The 23,349-nt window shown below is 70.0% G+C and carries 20 protein-coding genes and 4 pseudogenes; 12 read left to right on the plus strand and 12 right to left on the minus strand.

Annotation, left to right across the window (positions count from 1 at the left end; genetic code table 11):
- Positions 1–5: 5 nt before the first annotated feature.
- From ACGFT1_RS26440 to ACGFT1_RS26455, 4 genes are all read right to left on the minus strand, one after another.
- Complete coding sequence (locus ACGFT1_RS26440) at positions 6–1,847, minus strand: HAD-IA family hydrolase (protein WP_373911471.1); 1,842 nt, start codon at positions 1,845–1,847, stop codon at positions 6–8.
- A 35-nt stretch (positions 1,848–1,882) separates the two neighbouring features.
- A complete protein-coding gene (locus ACGFT1_RS26445) occupies positions 1,883–2,836 on the minus strand; it encodes a pseudouridine-5'-phosphate glycosidase (protein ID WP_373911472.1) in 954 nt (317 codons plus the stop codon).
- Between the two features lie 31 nt (positions 2,837–2,867).
- A complete protein-coding gene (locus tag ACGFT1_RS26450) occupies positions 2,868–7,010 on the minus strand; it encodes an amino acid adenylation domain-containing protein (protein WP_373911473.1) in 4,143 nt (1,380 codons plus the stop codon).
- Positions 7,011–7,342: 332 nt separating this feature from the next.
- Positions 7,343–8,602, minus strand: coding sequence for a CynX/NimT family MFS transporter (locus ACGFT1_RS26455; protein ID WP_373911474.1), 1,260 nt, complete (start codon positions 8,600–8,602; stop codon positions 7,343–7,345).
- A gap of 78 nt (positions 8,603–8,680) precedes the next feature.
- Between ACGFT1_RS26455 and ACGFT1_RS26460 the strand changes: the two genes are divergently transcribed.
- Both ACGFT1_RS26460 and ACGFT1_RS26465 read left to right on the plus strand, forming a co-directional pair.
- On the plus strand, positions 8,681–9,358 hold the full coding sequence (locus tag ACGFT1_RS26460) for a FadR/GntR family transcriptional regulator (RefSeq protein ID WP_373911475.1): 678 nt from the start codon (positions 8,681–8,683) through the stop codon (positions 9,356–9,358).
- Positions 9,359–9,468: 110 nt separating this feature from the next.
- Positions 9,469–9,750, plus strand: coding sequence for a hypothetical protein (locus ACGFT1_RS26465; protein ID WP_373911476.1), 282 nt, complete (start codon positions 9,469–9,471; stop codon positions 9,748–9,750).
- On the opposite strand, the gene ACGFT1_RS26470 is transcribed toward ACGFT1_RS26465, so the two are convergent.
- On the minus strand, positions 9,744–10,340 hold the full coding sequence (locus ACGFT1_RS26470) for a TetR/AcrR family transcriptional regulator (RefSeq protein WP_373911477.1): 597 nt from the start codon (positions 10,338–10,340) through the stop codon (positions 9,744–9,746). The two genes, ACGFT1_RS26465 and ACGFT1_RS26470, sit on opposite strands and share 7 nt — an antisense overlap.
- A gap of 87 nt (positions 10,341–10,427) precedes the next feature.
- Between ACGFT1_RS26470 and ACGFT1_RS26475 the strand changes: the two genes are divergently transcribed.
- Complete coding sequence (locus ACGFT1_RS26475) at positions 10,428–11,159, plus strand: SDR family NAD(P)-dependent oxidoreductase (protein ID WP_373911479.1); 732 nt, start codon at positions 10,428–10,430, stop codon at positions 11,157–11,159.
- 68 nt (positions 11,160–11,227) lie between these two features.
- Positions 11,228–11,686 (plus strand): nuclear transport factor 2 family protein, encoded by a 459-nt coding sequence (locus ACGFT1_RS26480; protein WP_373911480.1) that lies wholly within the window; start codon positions 11,228–11,230, stop codon positions 11,684–11,686.
- 216 nt (positions 11,687–11,902) lie between these two features.
- On the opposite strand, the gene ACGFT1_RS26485 is transcribed toward ACGFT1_RS26480, so the two are convergent.
- The gene (locus ACGFT1_RS26485) at positions 11,903–12,259 is read right to left on the minus strand and encodes a MerR family transcriptional regulator (RefSeq protein WP_373911481.1); all 357 of its coding nucleotides are present in this window, start codon (positions 12,257–12,259) and stop codon (positions 11,903–11,905) included.
- A 431-nt stretch (positions 12,260–12,690) separates the two neighbouring features.
- Between ACGFT1_RS26485 and ACGFT1_RS26490 the strand changes: the two genes are divergently transcribed.
- Together ACGFT1_RS26490 and ACGFT1_RS26495 are read left to right on the plus strand one after the other, a co-directional pair.
- Positions 12,691–13,596 (plus strand): NADP-dependent oxidoreductase, encoded by a 906-nt coding sequence (locus tag ACGFT1_RS26490; protein ID WP_373911482.1) that lies wholly within the window; start codon positions 12,691–12,693, stop codon positions 13,594–13,596.
- 424 nt (positions 13,597–14,020) lie between these two features.
- Positions 14,021–14,506 carry a hypothetical protein gene (locus ACGFT1_RS26495; protein ID WP_373911484.1) on the plus strand — a complete coding sequence of 162 codons (486 nt, stop codon included), beginning with the start codon at positions 14,021–14,023 and terminating at the stop codon, positions 14,504–14,506.
- Between the two features lie 73 nt (positions 14,507–14,579).
- Here ACGFT1_RS26495 and tpg (ACGFT1_RS26500) read toward each other — a convergent pair.
- Positions 14,580–14,789, minus strand: a pseudogene (gene tpg / locus ACGFT1_RS26500) (telomere-protecting terminal protein Tpg); the annotation flags it as partial.
- Positions 14,790–14,808: 19 nt separating this feature from the next.
- Here tpg (ACGFT1_RS26500) and ACGFT1_RS26505 point away from each other — a divergent pair.
- From ACGFT1_RS26505 to tpg (ACGFT1_RS26520), 4 genes and pseudogenes are all read left to right on the plus strand, one after another.
- Positions 14,809–15,485: pseudogene (locus ACGFT1_RS26505) on the plus strand (type I-E CRISPR-associated endonuclease Cas1); the annotation flags it as partial.
- Positions 15,482–15,856, plus strand: a pseudogene (gene cas2e / locus ACGFT1_RS26510) (type I-E CRISPR-associated endoribonuclease Cas2e). The pseudogenes ACGFT1_RS26505 and cas2e, both read left to right, overlap by 4 nt.
- Before the next feature lie 54 nt (positions 15,857–15,910).
- On the plus strand, positions 15,911–16,495 hold the full coding sequence (locus ACGFT1_RS26515; RefSeq protein ID WP_373911485.1) for a hypothetical protein: 585 nt from the start codon (positions 15,911–15,913) through the stop codon (positions 16,493–16,495).
- An 82-nt stretch (positions 16,496–16,577) separates the two neighbouring features.
- Positions 16,578–16,830 (plus strand): annotated as a pseudogene (gene tpg / locus ACGFT1_RS26520) (telomere-protecting terminal protein Tpg); the annotation flags it as partial.
- Between the two features lie 175 nt (positions 16,831–17,005).
- Here the strand turns inward: tpg (ACGFT1_RS26520) and ACGFT1_RS26525 are convergent.
- Positions 17,006–17,611: a cadmium resistance transporter gene (locus ACGFT1_RS26525; protein ID WP_373911486.1), complete on the minus strand. Its 606-nt coding sequence runs from the start codon at positions 17,609–17,611 to the stop codon at positions 17,006–17,008.
- A gap of 314 nt (positions 17,612–17,925) precedes the next feature.
- On the opposite strand from ACGFT1_RS26525, the gene ACGFT1_RS26530 reads away from it, so the two are divergent.
- Positions 17,926–18,222 (plus strand): chitin binding peritrophin-A domain-containing protein, encoded by a 297-nt coding sequence (locus ACGFT1_RS26530; protein ID WP_373911487.1) that lies wholly within the window; start codon positions 17,926–17,928, stop codon positions 18,220–18,222.
- A gap of 715 nt (positions 18,223–18,937) precedes the next feature.
- Here the strand turns inward: ACGFT1_RS26530 and ACGFT1_RS26535 are convergent.
- The 4 genes from ACGFT1_RS26535 to ACGFT1_RS26550 form a co-directional block, all read right to left on the minus strand.
- Positions 18,938–19,666, minus strand: coding sequence for a restriction endonuclease (locus tag ACGFT1_RS26535; protein ID WP_373911488.1), 729 nt, complete (start codon positions 19,664–19,666; stop codon positions 18,938–18,940).
- Positions 19,663–19,872 carry a hypothetical protein gene (locus ACGFT1_RS26540; protein WP_373911489.1) on the minus strand — a complete coding sequence of 70 codons (210 nt, stop codon included), beginning with the start codon at positions 19,870–19,872 and terminating at the stop codon, positions 19,663–19,665. The genes ACGFT1_RS26535 and ACGFT1_RS26540 overlap by 4 nt, the downstream gene beginning before the upstream one ends.
- A gap of 664 nt (positions 19,873–20,536) precedes the next feature.
- Positions 20,537–20,920 (minus strand): DUF6233 domain-containing protein, encoded by a 384-nt coding sequence (locus tag ACGFT1_RS26545; RefSeq protein WP_373911490.1) that lies wholly within the window; start codon positions 20,918–20,920, stop codon positions 20,537–20,539.
- A gap of 11 nt (positions 20,921–20,931) precedes the next feature.
- Positions 20,932–21,159 carry a hypothetical protein gene (locus tag ACGFT1_RS26550; RefSeq protein ID WP_373911491.1) on the minus strand — a complete coding sequence of 76 codons (228 nt, stop codon included), beginning with the start codon at positions 21,157–21,159 and terminating at the stop codon, positions 20,932–20,934.
- Between the two features lie 794 nt (positions 21,160–21,953).
- Here ACGFT1_RS26550 and ACGFT1_RS26555 point away from each other — a divergent pair.
- Positions 21,954–22,670: a hypothetical protein gene (locus ACGFT1_RS26555; protein ID WP_373911492.1), complete on the plus strand. Its 717-nt coding sequence runs from the start codon at positions 21,954–21,956 to the stop codon at positions 22,668–22,670.
- Positions 22,671–23,349: the final 679 nt, after the last annotated feature.

Genomic DNA, 23,349 nt, shown 5'->3' on the forward strand with positions numbered 1-23,349 from the left:
GGCGGTCAGTCGGTCGGCGGCTGCTCGAAGGTGGGCGGAAGCTCCGGCGTCGCGGTGAACTGGCCCGCGGCGACCCGGTAGATCGACCTGCCGCCCGTGCGGTGCCACAACTCGCGCATCACGTGGACGAGCTTGGGGTTGTGCTCTTCCTCCTCCTCGACGGCCCGGGCGATGTGCCAGTCCCATTCACGGGCCCAGCGCGGGTCGGAGAGGTCGTCCGTCGCGGTGTCGAAGAGGCCGTCGAGCGCGGTCAGCTTCCCGGGCGCGGAGAAGTGGCCGCGGGAGAACAGCACGCCCAGGATGCCGGTCCAGTACGCCTTGACCACACCGGGGCGCTGTTCGGCGGGGAGCGCATCGGAGATGGCCCGCATCGCGTGCAGAGCGGTGATGAGGTGCAGGAGCAAGAAGTCGCCCGGCTCTGCCAGGTACAGCAGGGTGACCACGTAGGCCAGCTCGTCCCAGTTTGCGGCGGGGTCCTGCCCCTTGATCCAGCCGGGGGCGTCGTGGATCAGCGGGTGGCCCTCGCCGAGCATCCGGGCGATCCGGTACTGGAGTCCGGACCTGCGCAGCTCCGGGTGGATGTCGGCCGAGGTCTCGCCGACCAGGTTCTCCACCCATGCGCCGAGCTGCGGCTGGTTCGCCTCCCAGTGGCGGGCAATGCGCAGCAGCGAGTCCTTCGGCGTCTCCGCTTCCTGCGCGGCCGAGGGGACCGAGCGCTCGGGATGGCAGCTCACGTAGGAGAACGCCAGGTAGGAGATTCCCTCGATGGCCATCCAGCGGTGACCCGCGGCCAGTGCCCAGCCCAGGTGGATGGTCGCGTGCTGGAGCGCTCCGGCCCAGCCGGGCAGCAGCTGCGGCAGGTAGCGGCGCAGCAGTTCCGGCATCCCCAGTTCCCGCTCGCGCCGGTCGAAGAACTCGCAGTAGGCGGCCCAGTCCTGGCGCTTGCCGACGAGCTCCAGCCAGTTGTCGTCGTCGATGGTCCGCCCGGCCGGCCTGGCCGGCTCGACCGCGCAGCCGTACGGCGTCATCCGGATGTAGTTGTCGTGGTAGTCCCTGATCCGCTCCGGCGCGACACCGAGACCGGCGAGCGCGACCACCGCGTGCTTGACGTGGTTGGTCAGGTGGCCGTTGAACTCGATGTGGTACGCGCGGTCGTCCAGCAGCCCGTCGACGATGTCGGAACCGGGCAGCGTGCCGAGGATGTACGCCACGACCTCCGGGAACGTCTCGGCCACATGGGACGGCCCGGCCGAGAGCAGCTCCGCCCGGCCGTGCACCCCGTACGTGACCGCGATCGACCCGGTCCCGGCCGCGTGCGCCATCTTCAGGTCGTGGGTGGTGTCACCGACCATCACGGCGTCCTCGGGGCGGGCGCCGAGCTGTTCGAGGATGCGCAGCCCCGACTCGGGGTGCGGCTTGGGGTGGGTGACGTCGTCTGCGCCGATCAGCACGGCGAACTGCTCACGCAGTCCGGCCGCGGTGAGCAGGGCGTCGGCGCTGCGGTGGAACTTGCTCGTGGCCACCGTCAACGTCACGCCGTGCCGCCGCAGTTCGGCCAGGCCCTCGGCGACGCCGGGAAAGACCAGCGAGCGGGCACGGGGCAGGATGACGGTGCGGAACGCCTCCTGGTAGCGGGCGACGCCGTCGGCGACGAGGGGGTCGTCCTGCGGGACGCCCAGCAGCTTGGCGAACGCCTGCTCCAGCGGCAGGCCGATGGTGGCCCGGACGTCCGCCTCCTCCCGGGGGCTCTCGCCGAGCGCCTCGAAGGCGGCGGCGAAGGTCTCGACGATCGCCCGCGGGGAGTCGACGAGCGTGCCGTCCAGGTCGAACATGGCCACGTGTGTCACGGCTTCCTCATTTCCTTCGGTTTCCCCGGTGGTGCTCACTGCGACTCCTCGCGCCGGAGCCGGGCGTGGGCGGCGGCGAGCCGGCCGCCGACCTCGGCGGTGTGGATGAGGACGGCCATGTTGGCCGTGGCGGAGCGGCCCTCGGTGGCGCGGTCCACGGCGCGCATGACGTACTTCGTCACGGCACCGCCGCGCACCCCGTCAGCCTCGGCACCGCGCAGCGCCGCAGCGATGGCGCCCTCGATGTCGTCCCCGTCGATCGCATCCTCCTCCCGGGTGGGGCTGGTGATCAGGACACCGCCGGGGTTGCCCAGGGCCCAGTGGCTGTCCACGGCACGGGCGATGAGTGCCTCGTCGTCCAGCCGATGCGGGGCGCGCAGGCCGCTGGAGCGGCAGTAGAAGGCCGGGAAGTCGTCGAAGCCGTAGGAGATGACGGGGACGCAATGGGTCTCGAGGAACTCCATGGTCAGCCGGAGGTCGAGGATCTTCTTCGCACCGGCGCAGACCACCGCCACCTTGGAGCGGGTGAACTGGATCAGGTCCGAGGAGATGTCCATGGTGGTCTCGGCCCCGCGGTGGACGCCGCCGATGCCGGCGGAGGAGAAGAACGTGATGCCGGCGAGTTCCGCCGCCACCAGCGAGGAGGCGACCGTGCTGGCGCCCATGCCGCCGGAGGCGAGGACGACCGGCAGGTCCCGGCTGCTGACCTTGGGGATACCCGGGGTGGAGGCGAAGCGCTCGATGTCCGCGTCGGTCATCCCGACCAGGATCCGGCCGCCGTCGATGCCGATGGTGGCGGGTACCGCACCGCCGGCTCGTACGGCTTCCTCCACCTTCCGGGCGGTGGCCGCGTTGTCCGGGTAGGCGAGTCCGTGGGTGATGACGTTGGACTCCAGGGCCACCACCGGGTCGCCGTCGGCGACGGCCGCGGCCACCTCCTCCGTGAGGACGAGGGGGACGGAATGCGAGCCGGGTGTGCGTGTCGTCATGGGTTTCCTTCCGTGAACCGGGGGACGGTGATCAGTAGTTGGGCGTCTTGCGGAGCAGGTCCTGGCGGTGGAGTATCTCGGGCTCGTAGACCTGTTCGTGCCAGGCCTCCTGCTCGACCGGTTCGATGGCGATGGAGACGACGTCCTCCTTGCAGCCGAAGGCGTTGCTCACCGCCGAGGTGAGGGCGGCGAGGAGTTCCTTCTCCTGTGCCTCGCTGAGGGCGACGGGGAAGTGCTTGATGCTGATGTGGGGCACTCCGACCTCCTGGGAGATGACGCGGGACGGGGGGACCTGCCCCGGAACCGGGGAGCTGGCGGTGGCGGTGGTGCTCAGCCGGTCGTTGACCAGTGCGGCGAGTGCGGTGACGTGTGGCTCGCGCAGCAGTTCGTAATGGCCGGAAGGCAGGTGGTGCACGACGGGTGGCGTGACGGAGAAGGCGCCCTGGCGCTCGACGAAGGAGTAGTTGTCGTCGTTGGCCTTGACGAGCGTCACGGGGGCGCTCAGGCGTCGTCCGGCCAATTCGTGGAACTCGTACGTCGGGGAGTAGGTGCGCTTGACGATGCCGGTGACGGCCTGGACCAGCTCCGCACCGAGGCCGGGCATGCGGCCGGTGACGAAGTCGACGAAGCCGGCCTCGTCGGTGACGGTGCGCAGGCAGTCGTCCAGCTGCGGGCCGCTGAGGGTGCCGGCGAAGACGGAGTGGAGGACGGCGAGGAAGGCCCGGTCGGTGAAGTCCGCCCGGCCCGTCGAGCCGGCCGTGTCCTCCTCGCGCAGCCGCGGCATGCCGGAGGCGATGAGGAAGAGGTGCTCGACCCGCTGCCCGGCCTGCTCCAGCTGCCGGGCCGCCTCGAAGGCGACGCGGGCGCCGAACGAATAGCCGCACAGCAAGTAGGGACCTTCGGGCTGGATGCTGCGGATGGCCTCGACGTCCGCCGCCGCCATCTCGCTGACCGTGCCGTAGGGCACCTCGCCGCGGTTGATGCCGTGGGCCTGGATGCCGTGGACGGGCCGGTCCTTGCCCAGTGCGGCGGCCAGCGGGCGCAGGTTCATGGGGTAGCCGCCCAGGCCGGGCCAGCAGTGGATCGGGGTGCCGGTGCCCTCGGGCTGGAGCGGGACGAGCCGGGGGAGGGGCTCCGATGCCTCGGCATCCATCCGGGCGGCCAGCCTGTCGACGGTGGGCGCGTCGAACAGCACCTGCAGCGGAAGTTGTTCGCCGAACGTCCTGTTCATCCGGTTCATGAGGGCCACGGCGAGCAGGGAGTTGCCGCCCAGCTCGAAGAAGTCGTCCGTAACGGAGATCTGCTCCTGCTTCAGGACGCTCTGCCACAGGTCGCGGATGCGGCGCTCGGTACGGGTGCGGGGCGCGACGAAGGGCCGTGCGGCCAGCGAGAGTTCGGCCTGCTGCGAGGCCTCCAGGGCCTTGTTGTCGATCTTCCCGTTGGCGGTCAGGGGCAGCCTGTCCAGGACGATGATCCGGTTGGGCAGCATGTAGCGGGGCAGCAGTCCGGCGAGGTCCTCCTTGATCAGCTCGGCCGGCCCTTGCATGTGGACAACGTCCTCCTTCATGTCCTCGCCGCGCAGTTGCTCGTCGCTGACGTGCCCGCCGACGAAGAAGTACGACGGTCCCGTGGGCAGTCCGCAGTCGGTGAGGATCCTGTTCAGCCGCTTGGCCGCGGGCAGGTCGTTGCCGGTCTTGGAGCTGTAGCCCGAGGACATGAAGCCGAGGTTCAGGCCGTTCATCTGCAGTCGCTGCAGCTTGCTGCCGAGGTCGAGGTAGTGCCGCCAGGCGTCCGGGCCGGTGGCGACCAGGCTGATGCCGAGGCCCGCCCGCTCGTAGACCCGCTGGTTGATGGCGATGACGTGCTTCTTGAGGACCAGGTCGTCCGAGATCCGCACCAGGTCGCCGTCGGCGTACCGGTACTGCCCGGCCGGCAGGCCGTCGATCCGGCCCGGGTGCGCCTGGACGTAGACGTCCAGCGCGTCGGCGCCGCCCTCCGCGTCGTGCGGTACGAGGTCGAACGTGCCCAGGTAGTGGTCCTCCTCGGCGCAGTCGAGTCGCTCCAGGGCCGCGGGTTGGTGCGCGGCGGCGGCGATGCCGAGGCCGTAGGCGGGGAGCACCTCCTCGAAGAGGCCGACCATGTGCCCGGCCTCGATCTCCAGGACCTCCCGGATGTTGTTGCGGTAGACCGGCTCGATCGCGCCGTGCTTGCCGAGGAAGTGGATCCTCGCCCGCGGCGCGGACCGCCGCGCGGTGGGACCGATCAGCACCAGGTGGTGGTGGAGCGGGTGGTAGTAGTACAGGCCCGGTTCGATGCCGCCGATGCCGTCGAGTTCGAGGTACAGCTGGGTGGCGTAGAGCGAACCGGGCGAGGCGTACGCGTACTTGGGCAGCAGGCGCTGGTCGCTGAGGTACTGGCCGAAGTTGCGGAGGACCGCGCCGACTTCGGCCCGGCTCAGGCTCTCCGGGGAGCGCGGGACGATGCCCGGGCGGGTGACCGGTGCCAGCAGGCGCAGGATGTCGTCCCGGTTCACCGGGCCGCCCTCGTAGCAGCGGTACGTCTTGCGGGCGAAGGCCAGGGCCCGCTGCTCGGGGGTGGCCTCGGCGCCGGGCAGTGGGGCCACCGAGCGGCCGGCCAGGTCCGCGGCGTCGCGGCAGCCCGCGTGCGACAGCTGGGCCCTGACCTGGAGCCTGCTGCGCTTGGACTGGTGGTGGGCGCCGTGGCTGCCCTGGTCCATCAGGGCGGCTTCCTTGGGGTTCAGCTCCACGAAGGCGGCCAGGTTCTGGAAGCCGGTGGTCTCGTCGTCCTTGAGCAGGACGGCCGAGCTGCGGACCCAGTCGTGCGTCTCGATCGCCTGGCGTATCTCGTCCAGCTCGACCCGGTAGCCGCGCAGCTTGACCTGGTTGTCCGTGCGCCCGACGAACTGCACCGTCCCGTCGGTGTTGAAGTGGGCGAGGTCGCCGGTGCGGTAGAGGCGGGCGCCGGGGGTGGTGGAGAAGGGGTCCTGCACGAATCTCTCGGCCGTGAGGTCGGGGCGGCCGAGGTAGCCGCGGGCCAGCTGGATGCCGCCGATGTGCAGTTCGCCGACCTCGCCGACCGCCGCCGGCCGGCCGGCCGCGTCCAGAACGTGGAAGGTGGTGCCGCTGACCGGGGTGCCGATGGGCATGACCCGGGGGCCGTTCTCCACCACGGCCCGGTCGACGACGAAGGCGGAGGCGTTGATGGTGCACTCGGTCGGGCCGTAGAGGTTGACGAGCGAGCAGTCCGGCACGGTGTCGAGGAACTGGGCGGCGAGGCTGCGGGACAGGGCCTCGCCACCGCTGAACACCTGGCGCAGCGAGCCGCACTCGGCGAGGGTCTCGGTGTCGAGCAGTGCCTGGAGGAGTGTGGGGACGCACTGGAGGGTGGTCACGCCGTTCTGCCGGACGGTGGCCACGATCGCCTCGGGGTCCCGGTAGATGCCGGGGGCGCCCATCACCACGGTGCTGCCGCAGGCGGGGGCGAGGAGCTCCCACTGGGCGGCGTCGAAACTCAGGGGAGTCTTCTGCAGGATCGTTTTTTCGCCGTCGATGCCGCAGGTCTCGGTCAGCCATCGCATCTGGCTGACGACGCTCCGGTGCTCGATCATCACGCCCTTGGGCTTCCCGGTGCTGCCGGACGTGTAGATGACGTACGCGAGGTCTTCCGGACCGGCCGCTCCGCAGTCGTCCGCCGCCGGAGAAATATTCCCGCCGGATTCCTCCGTCGCATGGAGAAAATCAGTGGTGACGACCCGGACGCCGGCGGGCGATATCTCACGTAGGCGGGATTCGAGTAATTCCTGGGTGAGGACGACTTCCACCCCGGCGTCCGCCATCATGTATGCGATGCGCTCCTCGGGGTATTCAGGGGAGAGCGGGACGTACGAAGCGCCGGCCCAGAGGATTCCCCAGACGTTCGTCATCAGTTCCAGCGAGGGCTCCATGAACACGCCGACACGGCTTCCTCTGGTCACCCCGGCCTGCCTGAGCCGGGCCCCCAGCAGTCTGCCCTGGTCCAGCAGCTCGGCGAACGTCAGGCTCCGGTCCTCGTGGACCACGGCCGTCCGGTGGGGTGCGGCACTTACCTGCTCGGCGAGCAGCGTGGTCAGGCAGGTGTCACTACGTCGGGTCTGGGTATTCGCGTGGGGGCTCATGGACCTCTCTTTTCCGCATAGCGGCCCGGAAATCGTCGCAGTGACGACGTTTTCCGGGGAAATCGCGCACTCGTCGTGCCCTGAGACAAAGACTGATCACAGGTTAGGAGACACTTTCCGCCCTGGTCAATAAATTATGGGCGTGCTCGCGGAAATTGATCGCGCCTTCAAGAGAAATTCATCTCGCGGGCGCGGCCACGATTTCGGGCACGGCGAAGCGAAGGCGGACCCCGGCGCGGCCGGGCCGGAAGGTGAACAGGGAAGCGAAGGCGTCGGCCGCCCTCGACCGGGAGCGAGCCGGTGCGTGGAGGAGCCGTGCGGCGGGGAGCGGGTCAGCCGATCTGACGGTCGCGGCCCGCGAGCAGGCCGGCCCCGATCTGCAGGAGGGTCATCACCAGGATGAAGGCCAGGGGCGCACGCCAGCCGCCCGTGTGCCCGTAGAGCACGCCGACGACGAGGGGGCCGGGGATGGAGAGCAGGTAGCCGAAGCTCTGCACGAACCCGGAGAGCCGGACGACGGTGGCGCTGTCGCGACCACGCATGCCGATCATGGTCAGCGCCAGCGGGAAGGAGCAGTTGGCCACGCCGAGCAGTAGCGCCCACAGCCAGGGCGCGGTGGAGGGGGAGGCCCACAGCCCGGCGAAGCCCGCCAGGCCGCACAGGCCGATGCCCGCCGCGATCCCGCTCTGGTTGCGCAGCTTCCCGGCCGCGGCCGACAGGGCGAAGGACAGCGGCACGCCGAGCAGGGACGTGCCGGAGAACAGCAGGCCGGCGCTTTCCGCGGACAGTCCGGCGTCGCGGAACATCTGTGGCAGCCAGCCGATGATGACGTAGGCGGAGCTGGCCTGGAGCCCGAAGTAGGTGGTGAGCGCCCAGGCTGTGGGGTCGCGGGAGAGCCGGCTGTGCGCGTGTGTGTGCGCCTCGTCCGCCGCGTTCGCCGCGCCGGCCGTCGCCGGTGTGTCGTGGCGGCTCTGCCGTCGGCCGGCGGCCAGCCAGGGGGGCACGCCGATCGCGGCCAGGACGGCCCAGATCCCCAGGCCGTATCTCCAGTCGCCGCCGAACGCCTCGGTCAGGGGCACGGTGACGGCGGCGGCGGTCGAGGCGCCGACGTTCAGCGCCATGGAGTACAGCCCCGTGATCGCGCCCACCCGGTCGGGGAAGCGCTGCTTGACCACGGCCGGGAGCAGCACGTTCGCGATGGCGATGCCGGCCAGTGACACAGCGGTCAGCACGACGAACAGTGCGGCGCCGGTGGCGAACGCACGCGCGGCGAGCCCGGCCGTCAGCAACGCGGCGCCGGTCGCGATCGCGCCGCTCGCACCGTACCGCTTGGCGAGGGCAGGAGCGGTGGAGCCGACCAGGGCGAAGCAGACGGCCGGGATGGAGGTCAGCAGGCCGGCGACCGTGCCACTCATGGCGAGGCTGTCGCGGACCTCTTCCAGGATGGGCCCCAGGCTGGTGACGCCCGGCCGCAGGTTCAGTGCCGCGACCACCAGTGCCACGAGCGTCAGTCTGCGCAGCCGCAGTGAGCGGTCGGGGGGCGCCGCCCGGTCGCTGCTTAAGACGGTGTTCTTGAGCTCTTCCTTCGTCACACCACCGATCATAGACTCATCCCATGACTCTACGTCTAGTGATTAACGTACTTAACGCGAGGGTCATATGATGATGGGATGACTATGGATCCCGTTCGCCGTGAACCACTGTCTAACCAGGTGATTGCTCGCCTGCGGCGGCAGATCACCTCCGGCACGTGGCCCGTGGGATCACGCATCCCCACCGAGACGGAGCTCGTCGAGCAGCTGGGCGTGGCGCGCAACACGGTGCGCGAGGCGGTGCGGGCCCTCGCCCACACCGGCCTGTTGGACATCCGCCACGGCTCCGGGTCCTATGTCCGGGCGACCAGTGAGCTGGCCGGCATGATGCGGATCCGTTTCGAGAAGGCCCACACGGACGACGTCGCCGACGTCCGTGGAGCGCTGGAGGTCCGGGCGGCCCGCCTGGCCTGCGCCCGCCGCACGCCGGAGGACCTGGGGCGGCTGGACGCGCTGCTCACTCAGCGGCAAAAGGCCTGGTCGCAGGGGGACCGGGTCGCCTTCGTCAACTCCGACGTGGCTTTTCACCTGGCCGTCGTCGCCGCGTCCCACAACACGGTCCTGGCCCAGTTGCACGCGGACCTGGGCGAGGTGATCCGGGACTCGCTCCTGGACCACTTCGGCGAGGAGCTGCGCCCCGAGCAGTTCCAGGACCACGCGCGTCTCGTCGAGGCCATCCGCGACCGCGACGGCGACAGGGCTGCCTACGAATCCGGTTCCTACGTGGGCTGCGCTCCCGCGCAGGGGGAGGACTGACCAATGCCGGGGCCGGGACGCCTGGAGAGCCCTCGGCCCACGCCGCCGGCAGATGCACGATCTGCACCGGGGCCGCCACCCGCGCCAACCCGCCGGTGCTTTCGGCACCGATGAGCCGGGCTGTCGGCAAGCTGCTGACCAGCCGGATCGAGACGAACGCGCTCAAGCGGCGGCCCACCACCCGGGCCGGGGTGATGGTGACCGGAGGCGGCTACCAGGGCAAGACCGAGTCCGTCTGCGAGATTATCGCCACCTTCGAGGACCGCTGGCGCGAGCTGCTCGGACACCTCGACCCCGAGGTCCTGGCCGGCACCCGCGACCTGCACGCCCCCGTCGCCTACGTCCAGACCCCGGTGCCCGCCGAGCCCAAGAGCGCTGAGGAAACTCAGTGAGCAGGGCGGGGCAGTACAGCAAGGGCTGTGCGGGCGATATCGGTCAGCGTCTCCTCACTCGCTCCGGCCTTGCCCAGCGCTTCGATGCCGCGCAGTACGGCGAGCACCAGCGCAGCCAGCTTTCCCGGATCCGTGTCCGCGGCGATATCGCCATTGCGCTGGCAGGCCGCGATGTCGCTCTCCAGTAGCGCCTGCAGCGCCTCGATGGCCGCGCGCGCCCGCTTGGCCACCGTCTCGTCGTGTTCGGCCAGCTCGGCGGCGCCCTTGGCCAACAGACATCCGCGGCGGGCGGTGTCTGCGGCGGTCGCCGCCGCCACCGCGTACACGTGGGCGGACAGTCGCGCGTAGGCGTCCGCGTCGTTGCCGCGCAGCTGCCGACTCGCAGCGTCGACGACGGAGCCGCAGTAATCGTCGAACACGCGGTGGAACAGTTCCTGCTTTCCGCAGAACGCGCCGTACAGGCTGCCTTTGCCGAGCCCTGTTGCCTCGGCGATGTCTTCCATGCGTGTGGCGGCGTACCCACCCGACCAGAACCGCTCCCGGGCAGTGTCCAGTACCTGCTGCTCGTCGAACTTCCTAGGTCGTGCCATGGGCACAGCCTACCGATTCTTGACTGACTCGTCCATAATGGTTAGCGTTCTGGACGAACCAGTCAAGAATCGAGGAGTGGACGCGCCATGACGGAAGTACTCGCAGGCAAGGTGGCCGTGGTCACGGGAGCCAGCAGCGGCATCGGGCTTGCCATCGCCAGGCGGTTCGCCGCGGAGGGGGCACGGGTGTTCCTGGCCGGTCGCCGTCAGGAGGCGCTCGACGCGGCCGTCGCTGAGATCGGGCCGACGGCCACCGGCGTGAGGACCGACGTTTCGGTACAGGCGGACCTCGATGACCTCTACTCAGTCGTGCGCGAGGAGGCGGGCCGCATCGACGTGCTCGTCGCCAACGCCGGCAGCGCTGTCCCTCAGCGTCTCGGTGAGATCACAGAGGAAGCCATCGACGCCACCTTCGGCACGAACGTGAAGGGCACGATCTTCACCGTGCAGAAGGCGCTGCCCCTGCTGTCGGACGGCGCGTCGATCGTAGTGACAGGATCGACCAGCTCCCGCCGCCCCGAACAGAGCCTGGAAATCTACGGCGCATCGAAGGCGGCGGTGCGCAACCTGGTGCGCAGCTGGGCGCTCGGCGCGCGGGAACGGAAGTTCCGGGTGAATGTGCTGAGCCCCGGCCCGACCGAGACCCCGGGCCTGATCGGCGCCGTAGGCCCGGACCACCAGCTCGCCTCGCAGGTGCCGCTCGGCAGGATCGGCCGCCCGGATGAGATCGCCGCCGTGGCGACGTTCCTGGCCTCGGATGCCTCCAGCTTCGTCAACGGCGTCGACTGGTTCGTCGACGGAGGCCAGGCACAGGTCTGACCGCGCCCTCAATCAGCGCGAGAGCGCACCGCACACCACGCACCACGCACCACGCACCAGGAGGAAAAGTGAACGCCACCAGCGATATCCAGAAGCGTCGCGAAGAGATTGCTGACAACTACTTCCGTATGGTGGACGCTGGCAACTCCGCGGTCATCGACATCTTCACCGAAGATGCTCATATGTTCTACCCGAAATTCGGTATCGCGAGCGGGAAGGCGCAGATTGGAGCGTTCGCTCAGGGTCTCGGCTGGGGAATCGCGTCGCTCGAGCACGAGATCGAGAACTTCACCGTGTTGTCGTCCGGGGACTACGTAATCGTCGAGGGCGCGGAAAAGGGAACAATGACGTCAGGCGTGGACTTTCCTGACGGCGTTTCCTCCTTCGGGCTGTTCTGCAATGTGTTCGAGTTCGAGGGTGAACTCATCAAGAGAATCCACATCTACGTGGACCCGGACTTCGCCAACACGCACGCCGAAGGTGTGGCTTGGGGTAAGCGGGTGCAGGACAGCATCGCCAGCCTGTAGTCAACGGCCTGCACCGTGGCGTCGCCACTGGCACGAGGCCGCTTGGCGACGAGATGGCAGTGTCCAGCCGATACCGGCCGCGTTCCTCCGGCCACCACGAGACGTGACCGATCGCGTTGTTTCGATGGCCTCCGGATACGCCTGGGGCTTCCCGTAATCGGCCAGTGCCCGGTAGATGCCGGATAGGCCGGGGCCCCACCCCTCGCGACGGGTTGTTCAGTCCTGCGCCACGTTCGCCGCGGTCACATTCTCGATCACGCGGCCGAGTTTGGTCTTGGCCCGGGTCAGGTCCTGGATGCGTGCGGTGATGCGGTCGCGTTCGATGATGAGTTGGTCGAGCATGGCGGGGGTCGCGACGCCGGTGCTCACGCACGGCAGGAGTTCGACGACGGTACGGCTGGAGAGGCCGGCCGCGAAGAGGTCCTGGATGAGCTGGACCCGCTCCAGGGCTTCGTCGGGATAGTCACGCTGCCCACCGGGCGTCCGCGCCGAATCCAGGAGCCGCTGTTCCTCGTAGTAGCGCAGGGCCCGCACGCTGACCCCTGACCGCCTGGCAAGCTGTCCGATGCGCATGACGCCGGCCACTCCCTTCCCGCTGATACCTCACGTTTACGTCAGGTTCAGGCTAGCAATACCGGCTCCGGGGGCGGGCCCTGGGGGTCGATCGAACGGTTGCCGGCCCCGAGATTGATCACGACCCGGCGGTGGGCCCGAGGGCGTTCACGCGGTTCACGTACGCACGCAGGCCTCGCGTCGTGCCGGGAATGGGAATCGCCGAGCCCGCCCGAGGGCACATGGGTGTCGACCGTGAGGGCGGCGTGATCCCTCGTAATGGTGCAGGCCCCCCGCTCACCCCCGCCCGATCGGCAACCTCACCCATCCGCGCCTGCCCTCCTCCGGCCGGGCGGCAGTTACGGCTTGCACCTCACGTCAACGTCAGGTCCTAGAGTGACGAGCGTCGGATGAACACGTCATTCCGGCCCGTCAAAGTAAGGCAGACCATTATGCGCGCAGCCCGGTTCCACGAATACGGCGGAGCGGAGAGCCTGGTGATCGAGCAGGTCCCCGACCCCCACCCCGGACCCGGTGAGATCCGTGTCCGCCTCGCGGCGGCCAGCGTCAATCCCATCGACTGGAAGCTGCGCGCCGGCGCCCTGCACCAGCTGATTCCCCTGGAACTGCCCGCCATTCCCGGGCGCGACGGCGCCGGTGTGGTCGACGAGATCGGCGACGGGGTGCAGGGGGTGAGCATCGGCGACCGTGTCTTCGGACTGGGCGGTGTCACCGGGGCGTCCGCAGAGCTGCTCATCCTCTCGGCCTGGGCTCACACCCCCGCCACGTGGAACGACGAGCAGGCCGCTGGTGCCGGTCTCGCGTCAGTGACCGCGATGGGCGGACTCAACGCGCTCGGCCCCCTCACGGGGCGCACCCTTCTCGTCGAGGGCGCCGCCGGAGGCGTGGGCAGCGCGGCGGTCGAGATAGCGGTAGCGCAAGGTGCCACTGTGATCGGGACAGCCAGTGAACGCAACCACGAGTTCCTCACCTCCCTCGGCGCCGTTCCCACCACCTACGGCCCCGGCCTCGCACAGCGCCTCACCACCCTCGCTCCGCACGGCGTCGACATCGTGCTCGACACCGCGGCCTCCGGCTCCCTGGACGACCTCGTCGCGATCACAGGTGACCCGAAGCGCGTCGCGACGGTCGCCGACCACGCGGGCGGCCAGCGCCTGGGCACGCATGTGGCCAACGCGGAGAACGATTCCACCCTCCTGTCCGCGGCGGCGGAACTGGGCGGGCAAGGCCGCTACACACCCCGTATCGAACAGGCCTACCCCCTGGAGCGGATCGCCGACGCCCACGCGCACGCCGAGCGCGGACGCACCCGAGGAAAGATCGTGATCTGCATCTGAACAGGCCGACTGTGTCCGAACAGGCCCACGAGGTAGGTGACTCGCAACGTGCGGGCTGTGGGGCGGGCGTGCCTCGATCGGTACCGGCGAGCGGACGGTCCGGAGCGGGCCGATCTCCATGGCGCCTCGTCAAGCAGACCGCCTCCAGCGCCGTGGTGATCCCCACCGTAAGGCGCGAACGGGCGCACACCGCCGTTATGACCTCCTCGATCTCACCCCGGTTCACGATCCAGTCCCGCGGCGCGGAAGTCGCGCGCAGCGGCGGATCGCCAGCCGTCCGGGAGGAGCCGAGGTGTTGCAGCAGCGCGGCCAGCAGCCCCCCGCACACGGTCAGCGCCGCGCTCTACAGCCACGGGTGCTGACGCGGCGAGTCCAGCGGGCCGGGTCAGCGCTCCGGTTCCACCCGTCCCGGCGAGACCAGGGGGTGTTCGGCGACCGCGACAGCGGCGTCTTCCTCATCGAGTTCACCTGGACCGGCATCGCCCGGCACCAGCTCGTCAAGGGCGGAGCGTCCCCGGACGATCCTGCTCTGACCGAGTACTGGCGGCACCGCCGCCGCAGGAAAGCGCCACCGCCGATGGACAAGACGAGTCTTCTCCTGGCGGTCCGGCAGCAGGGGCTCTGCCCTCTTTGCAAGCAGGACTTGATCGTCGGAGCCGAGTACGAACCGGACAGCCCACGCGAGTGGATCAACTGGTCCGCGGCCTCGAAGAAGATGCTCCACAAGCATCACTTCACCTACCGACGAGACGGTGGCACGGACGACCGGAACAACCTCGCCTCGTGCACTCCGAATGCCACCGCCAGCCTCACGCTGGCGACGGCCAGCGGACCACATAGCCCTGCTGACCTGCGAAGCCCTTGGGGCTTGCTGGAGCCGGATGTGCTGAAAGGGGCCCGTCCGATCTGAGCGGGCCGGGTCACGGCAACGTGATCCGGCTACCCGACACACCATCCGGGCTCGCGGTTGTTCGGAGACGGCGCTACAGCTCGAATTCGAGGTGCTCGATGTCGGTGAACCGGACTTCTTCCAGGCTGCCGGCACGGCGGCCGTTGTCCTGGAAGTACACCTCCTTGAGTGCTTCGGCCGCGATCTGCTGGAGCTGCTGGTCGCCGGCACCCTGCTTCTGGGCGTCGAAGAGGCGGGCGGCGTAGAGCGGCGGCAGGGCGACGGTCAGGTGCCGGATGCGGTCCCTGACCCGCTCCTAAACACTCGCCGGAGCACAAGCCGCGCAATGGGCCAACCCCCGCAACCGACTCACCGTCGCCCGCGCCGTGTACCGGCTGCGCTTCCCCGACGAGGACCCCACCGGCCTGACCCGCGAAGAACTCCTCGGCCACGAAGGCAGCCGCCTCAAAGACTGCTACCGCGCCCAGTCCGCCCGCACCGGAGTCCCCTGGCGCGACCGCCGCTACACCCCCGGCGACTCCACCAGCGGCGACCCGGTCAACCAGGCCATCACCGCCGCCGCCCAGTGCATGTACGGCATCGCCCACGCAGTCGTCGCCTCCCTCGGCTGCAGCCCCGCCCTCGGCTTCATCCGCTCCGGCCACGAACTCTTCTTCGTCCTCGACATCGCCGACCTGTACACAACCGAAATCGGCATCCCCCTCGCCTTCGACATCGCCGCTCAGGACGACCCCGACATCGGCCCCCGCACCCGCCGGGCCTTGCGGGAGCGCATCAACGACACATCCCTGCTCGATCGCTGCGTCAACGACATCAAACGCCTTCTGCTACCAAAGACAGCCCCGGCCGAGGCCACACACGACGACCACGACGTCGTCGCCCTCCACACCGACGGTGGCCGCACCATCCCCGCCGGCCCGACTACGGCGACGGACCCGACCATCACGACGCCAGCAACTACACGGACGTCACCTGGTGACCGTCATCGTCCTCACCAACTGCCCGCCATGCCTATGCGGCTTCCTCCGCCGATGGCTCCTCGAAATCTCCGCCGGCGTCTTCATCGGCAACCCCTCCGCACGCATCCGCGACCTGCTCTGGAACGAAGTCCAGCAATACGCCGGCCAAGGCCGCGACCTCCTCGCCCACACCACCAACAATGAACAGGGCTTCACCTTCCGCCCCCACGATCACGACTGGCACCCAGTCGACCAAGAAGGCCTCACCCTGATCCGCCGACCCACCTAGAACCCGTCCAGCACCACGACCACGCCTCGGAAAGGCTGGAGCAACGCCTCCGAACGACGGCGATACGCCAGGTGGGTTCAGGACCTCGTTCCAGACCGTTAACGCCAACCCGCCTACGGGTGGGGCGTTGTCAGTGGCGGGCGCTACCTTTCCGGCATGGGGATCTACCTGGTCAGTGTAGGTGTGCGGGAATGGCTCGACGGCGACGGCGACGAGGACGAGGGCGGCCGGGGAGCCGTCGCCTCGGCGCTCGGCGAGGAGTTGGAGCGGCGGAGGCTGCCGCGGTACGAGCCCGTTCGGGAGGACGAACCGGGGGCGTGGTTCGAGGAGAAGCTCATCCCTCCCATGGACGGGTTCGCCGCGCTGTGCCGCGCGCACTTGACGCCGCGGGGGCAGGAGACGTTGGGCGAGTGGTCGGTGCTGGTACCGGTGTCGCTGGAGGAGGAGATACACCTGCCCATCGGCTCCGCCTACACCGACACGACCGTGATCGCGGGAGCGCCGCAGGTGCTCGCCCTGGCCAGGCGGCTGGCGGACGTCATCGGACTGCCGCCGGAGGTGCCGCAGGAGCCCGGGAACCTCGGTCTGACGTTCTGGTTCCTCGAGGGCCAGGCGAAGGAACTGGCCGCGGCCCGGCCAGGACCCTGGAGCGAGGACCTGGACGCCGCGTTCTACGTCGCCGTGTACCTGCGTGCCGCCGAGCACTCACTGCGCCGTGGCTGCCCAATGACCTACAGCTGACGCTACGAGTTCCCCGTGGCGGCGGGAAGACGGCCCTGTACCGAAGGCGACCACCAGTCGATCTTGAAGGAGCGAACTCTCCATGGGTCTGGTCTCCGACGGCCTGGACCGCGCCTTACAGCGGGCGTTCACCCGCCCCATCCCGAAGTCCGCGGGCGCGCAAATGCGCTACCTGGCCAAGCAGCTCAAGGGCACCCGGGCGGTCGCCGGCCTCCTGGGCGTCTCCCAGCGCACCGTGGAGCGCTACGTCAAGGACCGGATCCGCCGGCCCCGCGCCGACCTGGCTCAGCGCCTGGCCGACGCCGTGCGGGCTCGCTGGCAGCCCCGCTCTCGGGACAGATCGTCTCCGCGAAAGCTGGGGTGCCTGCCACGTGCACCTGGCACGGGAAGCCGCCGGCATCGCGCGCCCACGCTGCCAGTTGCAGCGACTCGTCCGCGTCGTAGCAGGTCACCGGGTGGCCAGCCTGCGCCGGGGCGAATTCGAACTGCGCGGTGATGTGCCGCCAGGTGCTACAGGCCGAAGGCGCCGCCCTCGATGAGGATGAGCAGGCCGATGGCGATCAGGACCAGGGGCAGCAGGACGTGGCCCCAGCGGGCAAGTGCCTTGGCGATGACGGGTCGGGTGGCGAAGAACTTGCCCGCCAAGCACCACACGGCCACCAGCACGAGGAACACCGCGGCGTACGCCGTCATGCCGCCGATGCCGGCGGTGGCGAACACGGGCACGTAGACGCCGATGTTGTCGCCGCCGTTGGCGAAGGTGACTGCGGCGACCTCCAGCGGGCCCGGCCCGCCCGCCCAGGTCTGGTCCGCCTCCTCGTCCCCGTCCTCATCGCGGTGGTCCTTCCATGCCTGCCAGGCAGCCTTGAGGCCCAGGGCGAGCGGCAGCAGGCCGAGGTAGGGGATGGCGGACTCGGGCAGGAAGCTGGCGCCGAAGGCGGCGGCCACGGCCACGGCGAGGATCGCGGCGAAGCCCATGTACTGACCCAGCACAATCCGGCGGGTGGAGCCGGGGTGACCGGCGCCCTGGGCGAAGAACAGCGCCAGGATCAGGATGTCGTCGATGTTGGTGACGGCGAAGAGTCCGGCTGCCTGCCCAATGATGCCCAGATCCACGAGTGGGTGCTCCCCTTCGATGCGGGTGTCCCGGTGACGCTACCGGGACCCCGTACCTCAGCGATCACGGGGCCAAGGCTGGGGTAGCGCCGAGGTAAGCCCCAAAGCCGCCAGTAATTGATCTTGGCGGGTGTGGTGCTCTGTCCGCTCGAGGCAGGCTGGCAGCCGGGAGTGCGTTGGCGCGGTTCTGGGGGCTTGAGGGACAGGTATGTCAGACCGCGCGCTAAGCCTTGAAGGCCGGCGTTGGGGCCTGGCGGGTTACCCACGACGGGTTCGGGGTGACTGCCGACTCGATGGGTCGTTGCACCGCTGTGATGAAGTACCTTCTCGTGGCAGCCGCCCTCGTCGGCGCTGCTGTACTGTCCGGCGCCCCTGTCGCCCAGGCGCATTCCCCCGCCACCTCGGAATTGCGCACGCATGCGGGAGCGGCGCGGGCTGCGGCGCCCGCACACGACCCCTTGTACTACTCCTGCGCCGGCAAGCCCGACGGCAACTACCCCTATCCCGGCGATGACACCAAGATGATCTCCTGCGTCAACCAGATCCACGCCTATGTGCGGGACTGCCCCCAAGGACTGCACTTCGATCCCGAGTACGGCGAGTGTGACTGATCCCGTCGACCGGGTAGACGCGGCCGGACTGCTGCGGCTGCGGTCGGCGATCCGGTCGCGCGGCACGTCGCCGAGCGTGACCCTGCTGGCCGCCGCCGGGTCTGAACCGGTACCTCGATGGTCAGAACCCAGCGCCGGCGCCTGAGGGTCAGACGCCGCGGTGCACGCACATCAGCTGGGGGTGGGTGCTGTTCTTGTCGTGGCCGGCGATCAGGGCGGGGCCGTGGGAGCTGTGCCGGCCGGTCTGCGCATCGCCGTTCCAGGTGGTGCCGTCGAAGCGGGTCCAGAACAGTTGCCGGTTGTGGGATCGGGACGAGCTTGCACGGCCCGCCGTCGGCCACCTGCTTGACCCACTCCCCGCGCAGCTCCGCGCAGAGCTCCACGATCGTGCCGATGGGCTCCTTCAGGAAGGCTGCCACCACCTGCCTGATGTACGGCGCGATCTCCGCCGCGAGAGCCGCCCCCTCGGCATTGAGGTGCACCTCGAACTTCCACCAGACCCTTTTGACCTCGACCGTGAGCCCCGGGCGGCCAGCGCCTTGCCCTCCAGATCGGCCCGCTCCAGCACGGCGGCGCTGGGGGTGAAAACGCGAGGGTCTTCGGTCTCACTTGCGGTGGTGGCCTCGTCTGTCGACACGGACTCTCCTGTTTGCTCAACTCGCACCGACCACGAAGGCGCAGGTCTTGCATGGTCGGGCGTTGTGTCGCTGCGGCTTCAGGACAGGCTGGTGGGCTTGCGCGGTGGCGGGACGGCGCGCAGCAGATCCCACAGGGGGCGTGAGCCAGACGCCCACGCTGCGAGGGTGTGGCGGTCGACGACGTGGAGGCGCTGCTGCTTGGCGAAGGCCACGGCCGGCGCCGTGACGCGGCCGTTCGTGACGAGGACCGCGACGTCGGCGCCGTGGACCGGGCGGGCGGTGCCGTTGAGGACCTGCAGGTCGGGCGTTCCCACCGGGGAGCCGGCCAGGCCGCTGCGGCGGTGTTTGCACTGGATCACCCAGCGGCGCCCGTAGGGGTCGGTGGCCTTCACGTCGGCGCCCAGGTCGCCGCCGCCCCCGACACGGATCGCATCTGAGCAGCCGTCACGGCGCATCAGGTCCCGCACCGCGTCCTCGAACCGGGAATGGTGCAGGGCGTCCAACTGAGCCAGCCCGTAGCGCAGGCCCTGCGCGCGGACTGCTTCCCACCGCGCCTGCTGCTGCTTTCGGTGGAGCCAGGCGCAGCCGGCCAGAACGGCGAGCACGCCGGCGGCTAGCAGGACCCACCAGTGGGCCAGCAGCCACTGGACGACCGACACGACCAGGGCAAGGGTCAGGGCGGCGGGCACCAGCAGGCCGATCAGGCGGTCATCCGCGCGTTGGCGCGGGCTCGGCCTGCGGGTACGCCGCCGCGACGGCGGGCGCCTGGACGTCGTCGCCCTCCGCTTGCGCGTGCGGGGGCTCATCGGCTGGCCTGCGTGACGCCGCTCGCCAGTTGCCCCACGACGTTCAGGATGCCCTGGCCGACCGGGGTCGGGGCGAGCAGAACACCCAGCGCCAGGATGAGGACGGCAGTGGTCCTCTCCTCGTTCCGGCTGCGGGCCTGCGTACGGCGCCGCAGCCGGAAGAAGACGATGATTGCGAGCAGCACGGCCACGTCGATGGTCAGCAACCGTCCAGACCTCCCCCAACGACCGGCCATCCCCACGTAAGGGGTAGCAGTCCGCTACCCCAGCCTTCTTGTGTAGCGGGGCGTCAGGGAAAGGGGAGGCGGGTTGCCGGTGAATGGCACAAAGACATCGGACCTGGCCGAATACCGCGACACGGAATCCCAATCAGCAGAGAGCACGGCCACCTCCGCTAGGGCGCTTCCCGTCGTGGTCGTACTCGTGGCTGAGCTTGGCCCATGGAGGACATCGCGGAGAACGGTTACCCGGCCGCGGAGTCCGGTGTGCTGTGGGAGGACGCCCGCGACACCCACCTTTAGCGCCTCGCCGGCGAGCATCCCCGTGTCGCCTGAGCACGCCCCGCGCCGCTCCCAGGTCGTCCTGGTGGAACCCGCGCTGAGCCAGCCCGACAAGCTCACAGCGGCCGAGACCCACCGCCTGGACCGCGCTATCGTCGCCATCAGCATCAACCCCGAGCTGGGCACCCCAGTACCCGACACCCTGCTGCGCGACTACGTCGACGACGTCCGCGTCATCTACTACGTCACGGCCCTCAGGCAGATCACGATCGTCGCGTCGAGGCGTAGAAACCCTCCCCGCGCAGGGGTGCAGCGCCCCGAAGAGGCCGGGCGGCCCGCCCGGGCAGCGTGCGAAGGGCCTCGGACGGGCTCAGCCCGGCATGATGCCAGCCCACGGACGCCGGCGCGCGGCGACAAACTGGCCCACCTCTGCCGCGTGGCAGAGGTGGGCCCAGATGAGGACGCGCGCCTCGCCGGCACCTGGGCCTTGCGCTGCCCGCATCCCTCGGGCACCTGCGCCTTCCGCGTGCTGCGGGGGGACCGTTCTCCCCGGCCGGGTCAGCTGTCGAGTACCGCCGGGGGCGGTGTCCGTGCGGCAGTGCGGGCACCGGCGTACGCCCTGCGCGAGCGCCTGATGGACCTGGTCCCGGGTGACGCTCCGGGTCCGGCGGCTCTGTGCCGCCGCGTCCGGCAGTCGGCGTGGGCCCACGCGCGTGAGGTGTGGGCGTGGGCACCGTGAGTCGGATGTCTGCATTCGAGACTGGCCTAGAACAGCGTGTCGGTGTTGTAGGTGGGCGCCGGGGCCGGCGTGTGAGTGCGGCGGGTGCGCGCGTGCTGCGGGTCATTTCCGAACAGCGCTTGTGTCCCGGATTCGTCGGGCACCGCAGGTACCGGTCGGCACACGGCTGCGTCGACCAGCTCGAGCGGGGCGCAGTCGTCGAAGTCGGCGCGCTTCATACGGGTCCAGTCGCGGCCCTGGGGTATGGCGGTCACGGGCGGTCTCCTGTCTGCGCTCGAGGCCGGACGCGGGCGGCGCGTCCCCACGGCACGTCAGTGTTCAGGTCAGCGCCGTGCGGTGTTTGTATCGCACGACGGCGGTCCGCACAGGCGGTCCTCCTGCGGTGAGGGTTAGCCGCTGTCGTCCTCCTCAATCCGTCTGTCACGGTCGTCACCCAGGGCGTCGCCTGGGCTGTCTACCCATCCTTCTGCCCACACAACGTGCCCTGGTCACGCAGGTCGCCGAGGACGCTCGGGCGTGGTGCTGTCGCCGAGGGCGGTCACGCCCGCTCTCCACCAGGCTCGGCGAGCGACACGATGGTGGCGGTATGGGACCGGCCCGGGCGCGATGCCTTGCTGCACCTCGGCCCACACCACCGCCACGGGCTCGTCGCTGGGCAACCGTGACGCGCTCTGGGCCAGTTCGGCGCGCTTCGCGGCGAGCCGCCCTGCGCAGGGCGCGGACCTGCGCGATACGGGTGGCACAGCACATCCGTCCTACGCCACCGAGACACCGCAGTGGCCGGCCAAGAACTCGCGATGCGAGCGCGTCGTCGCCACGGCGTACGACCCGGCGGCCGATGTACCGCGCGCGTACCGAGCACGGGGCCCGCGGAGGAGGGCGGGCGGTTTCCGCTACGATGCCGACCGGCAGGACGCGCACTGCCGACCGCCGTTGCTGTATACCCGCCCGCGCCGGGACGGCACAGACGGCCAAGGTCCCCACCCGGGCCCGCGACACCCACCCGCACGACTGCGGGCAGGCGCGGGTTGCCCGGAGAGAAGACGCCATGCCGCGCCACCAGTCCCGCGCCGGCCAGCGCGCCCGCGCCGCGCAGAAGGCCGCGGGCGGCAAGAGCAAGTACACCGAGCTGCTGCGCGCCAAGGCCGGCCCGCGCGGCGTCAGCGGGGAGCCCGGCCACGCCGAGCCCGCCCGCCGGCTCGCCACCCAGCTGCGCGCCGGCTTCGGCGCCGAGGGGGAGAAGGCGGCCCGCCTGGTGGATGCGGCGGTGGCCTGGGCGGTGAAGGACCGCCACATCAAGAACGCCCTGCTGTCCACGCAAGCCGACCTCGCCGCCCGCGCGCGCCTTCAGCCCGCCGCGGCGGAGCACGCCGCCGGCGAGGTCACTGCGCACGACGCGCCTCTCGTCCAGGTCGTGTACATGCTGGAGGCGGCCGCCTGGGAAGAGGCAGAGGCGAGCGCGGAGTTGCTGCGCGCGGCCGCGGACGTCCTGGACCGGCTCGTCGGCGCCAGCCACATCTGTCATCCCGCGATGTACGGGGTGCGGGCCGACGGATGGCTCACCGAGCCGAGGATGTTCGAGCGGATCTACACCACGACCGCCCCGGCCGCGGTCGTCGCGGCAGCCGCCCTGCGCGCGATGCGGGAAGCCGCCCGCATCCCCGACGAGGACGAAGCGACCGACGCCGACTGCCTGTTCGCCCTCCAGGAGGCCGCCCGCTTCGCGTGCCCCGCCGCCGAACTCGCCGCCCGCCCGGCCGCCTGACCCGCGGGCCGGCCCGCTCCTCTCGTGCCGCCCGGCGAGCAGCAGTTCCAGCAGACCGCGGCCGAGGGTCTCGCGTAGCTGTACTTCCGCGCCAACAACACCCGCGCGCACGACTGGGGCGTGGAGTTCACCGACGTGGAGCACATCGATATCGAGCTGGAGCAGGCTTCGTACGCGGATTCGCCCGGGCCGGTGCCAGTGGTCCGATGCCTGACGGCGGGATCGGACCACCGGGGCCGGCCCTTCACCCTCGCGCGGAAGAGGGAGCGGTCGTGCCAGTCCCCGGCCGTCTGTGACGGCCGGGCTTCACCGGGTGTCCGCACTGTGTCCAGGGTCGTGTGAACTGCACCACGGTTCGGTCGGCTTTTGGATCGAGCTGCTCGTGCTGGGTCCGCGTCCGTGCAGTTCAGCCCTTCGTTATCGAACTTCTGAACTATCTACGTAATCAAAGAGGGTGGTTCTCCAGCAGTTCCCCGATCCGAGTTAGAAACCGTCGTCGCCAGCCGCGGCATCAGCGCCCGCGACTACGAGGCCTACAACCCCAACTACGTCGGCGGGGACATCAACGGCGCTGCTGTGACCCCGAAGCAGAGCGTGCTCTGCCTACCCCCCGGGTGAATCCCTACCGCACGTCGCTCCGCGGCGTTTACCTGTGCTCCGCATCCACACCGCCAGGACC

Source organism: Streptomyces sp. Y20, assembly GCF_043195475.1.
Classification (GTDB): Bacteria; Actinomycetota; Actinomycetes; order Streptomycetales; family Streptomycetaceae; genus Streptomyces.

What these genes read in the sequence shown, in the direction of transcription:
- ACGFT1_RS26445 (WP_373911472.1), bottom strand. Translation starts at nt 2,836, where the DNA reads ATGACGACACGCACACCCGGCTCGCATTCCGTCCCCCTCGTCCTCACG.
- ACGFT1_RS26450 (WP_373911473.1), bottom strand. Translation starts at nt 7,010, where the DNA reads ATGAGCCCCCACGCGAATACCCAGACCCGACGTAGTGACACCTGCCTG.
- ACGFT1_RS26460 (WP_373911475.1), top strand. Translation starts at nt 8,681, where the DNA reads ATGACTATGGATCCCGTTCGCCGTGAACCACTGTCTAACCAGGTGATT.
- ACGFT1_RS26465 (WP_373911476.1), top strand. Translation starts at nt 9,469, where the DNA reads ATGAGCCGGGCTGTCGGCAAGCTGCTGACCAGCCGGATCGAGACGAAC.
- ACGFT1_RS26470 (WP_373911477.1), bottom strand. Translation starts at nt 10,340, where the DNA reads ATGGCACGACCTAGGAAGTTCGACGAGCAGCAGGTACTGGACACTGCC.
- ACGFT1_RS26475 (WP_373911479.1), top strand. Translation starts at nt 10,428, where the DNA reads ATGACGGAAGTACTCGCAGGCAAGGTGGCCGTGGTCACGGGAGCCAGC.
- ACGFT1_RS26485 (WP_373911481.1), bottom strand. Translation starts at nt 12,259, where the DNA reads ATGCGCATCGGACAGCTTGCCAGGCGGTCAGGGGTCAGCGTGCGGGCC.
- ACGFT1_RS26490 (WP_373911482.1), top strand. Translation starts at nt 12,691, where the DNA reads ATGCGCGCAGCCCGGTTCCACGAATACGGCGGAGCGGAGAGCCTGGTG.
- ACGFT1_RS26515 (WP_373911485.1), top strand. Translation starts at nt 15,911, where the DNA reads ATGGGGATCTACCTGGTCAGTGTAGGTGTGCGGGAATGGCTCGACGGC.
- ACGFT1_RS26530 (WP_373911487.1), top strand. Translation starts at nt 17,926, where the DNA reads ATGAAGTACCTTCTCGTGGCAGCCGCCCTCGTCGGCGCTGCTGTACTG.
- ACGFT1_RS26535 (WP_373911488.1), bottom strand. Translation starts at nt 19,666, where the DNA reads ATGAGCCCCCGCACGCGCAAGCGGAGGGCGACGACGTCCAGGCGCCCG.
- ACGFT1_RS26545 (WP_373911490.1), bottom strand. Translation starts at nt 20,920, where the DNA reads ATGCAGACATCCGACTCACGGTGCCCACGCCCACACCTCACGCGCGTG.
- ACGFT1_RS26555 (WP_373911492.1), top strand. Translation starts at nt 21,954, where the DNA reads ATGCCGCGCCACCAGTCCCGCGCCGGCCAGCGCGCCCGCGCCGCGCAG.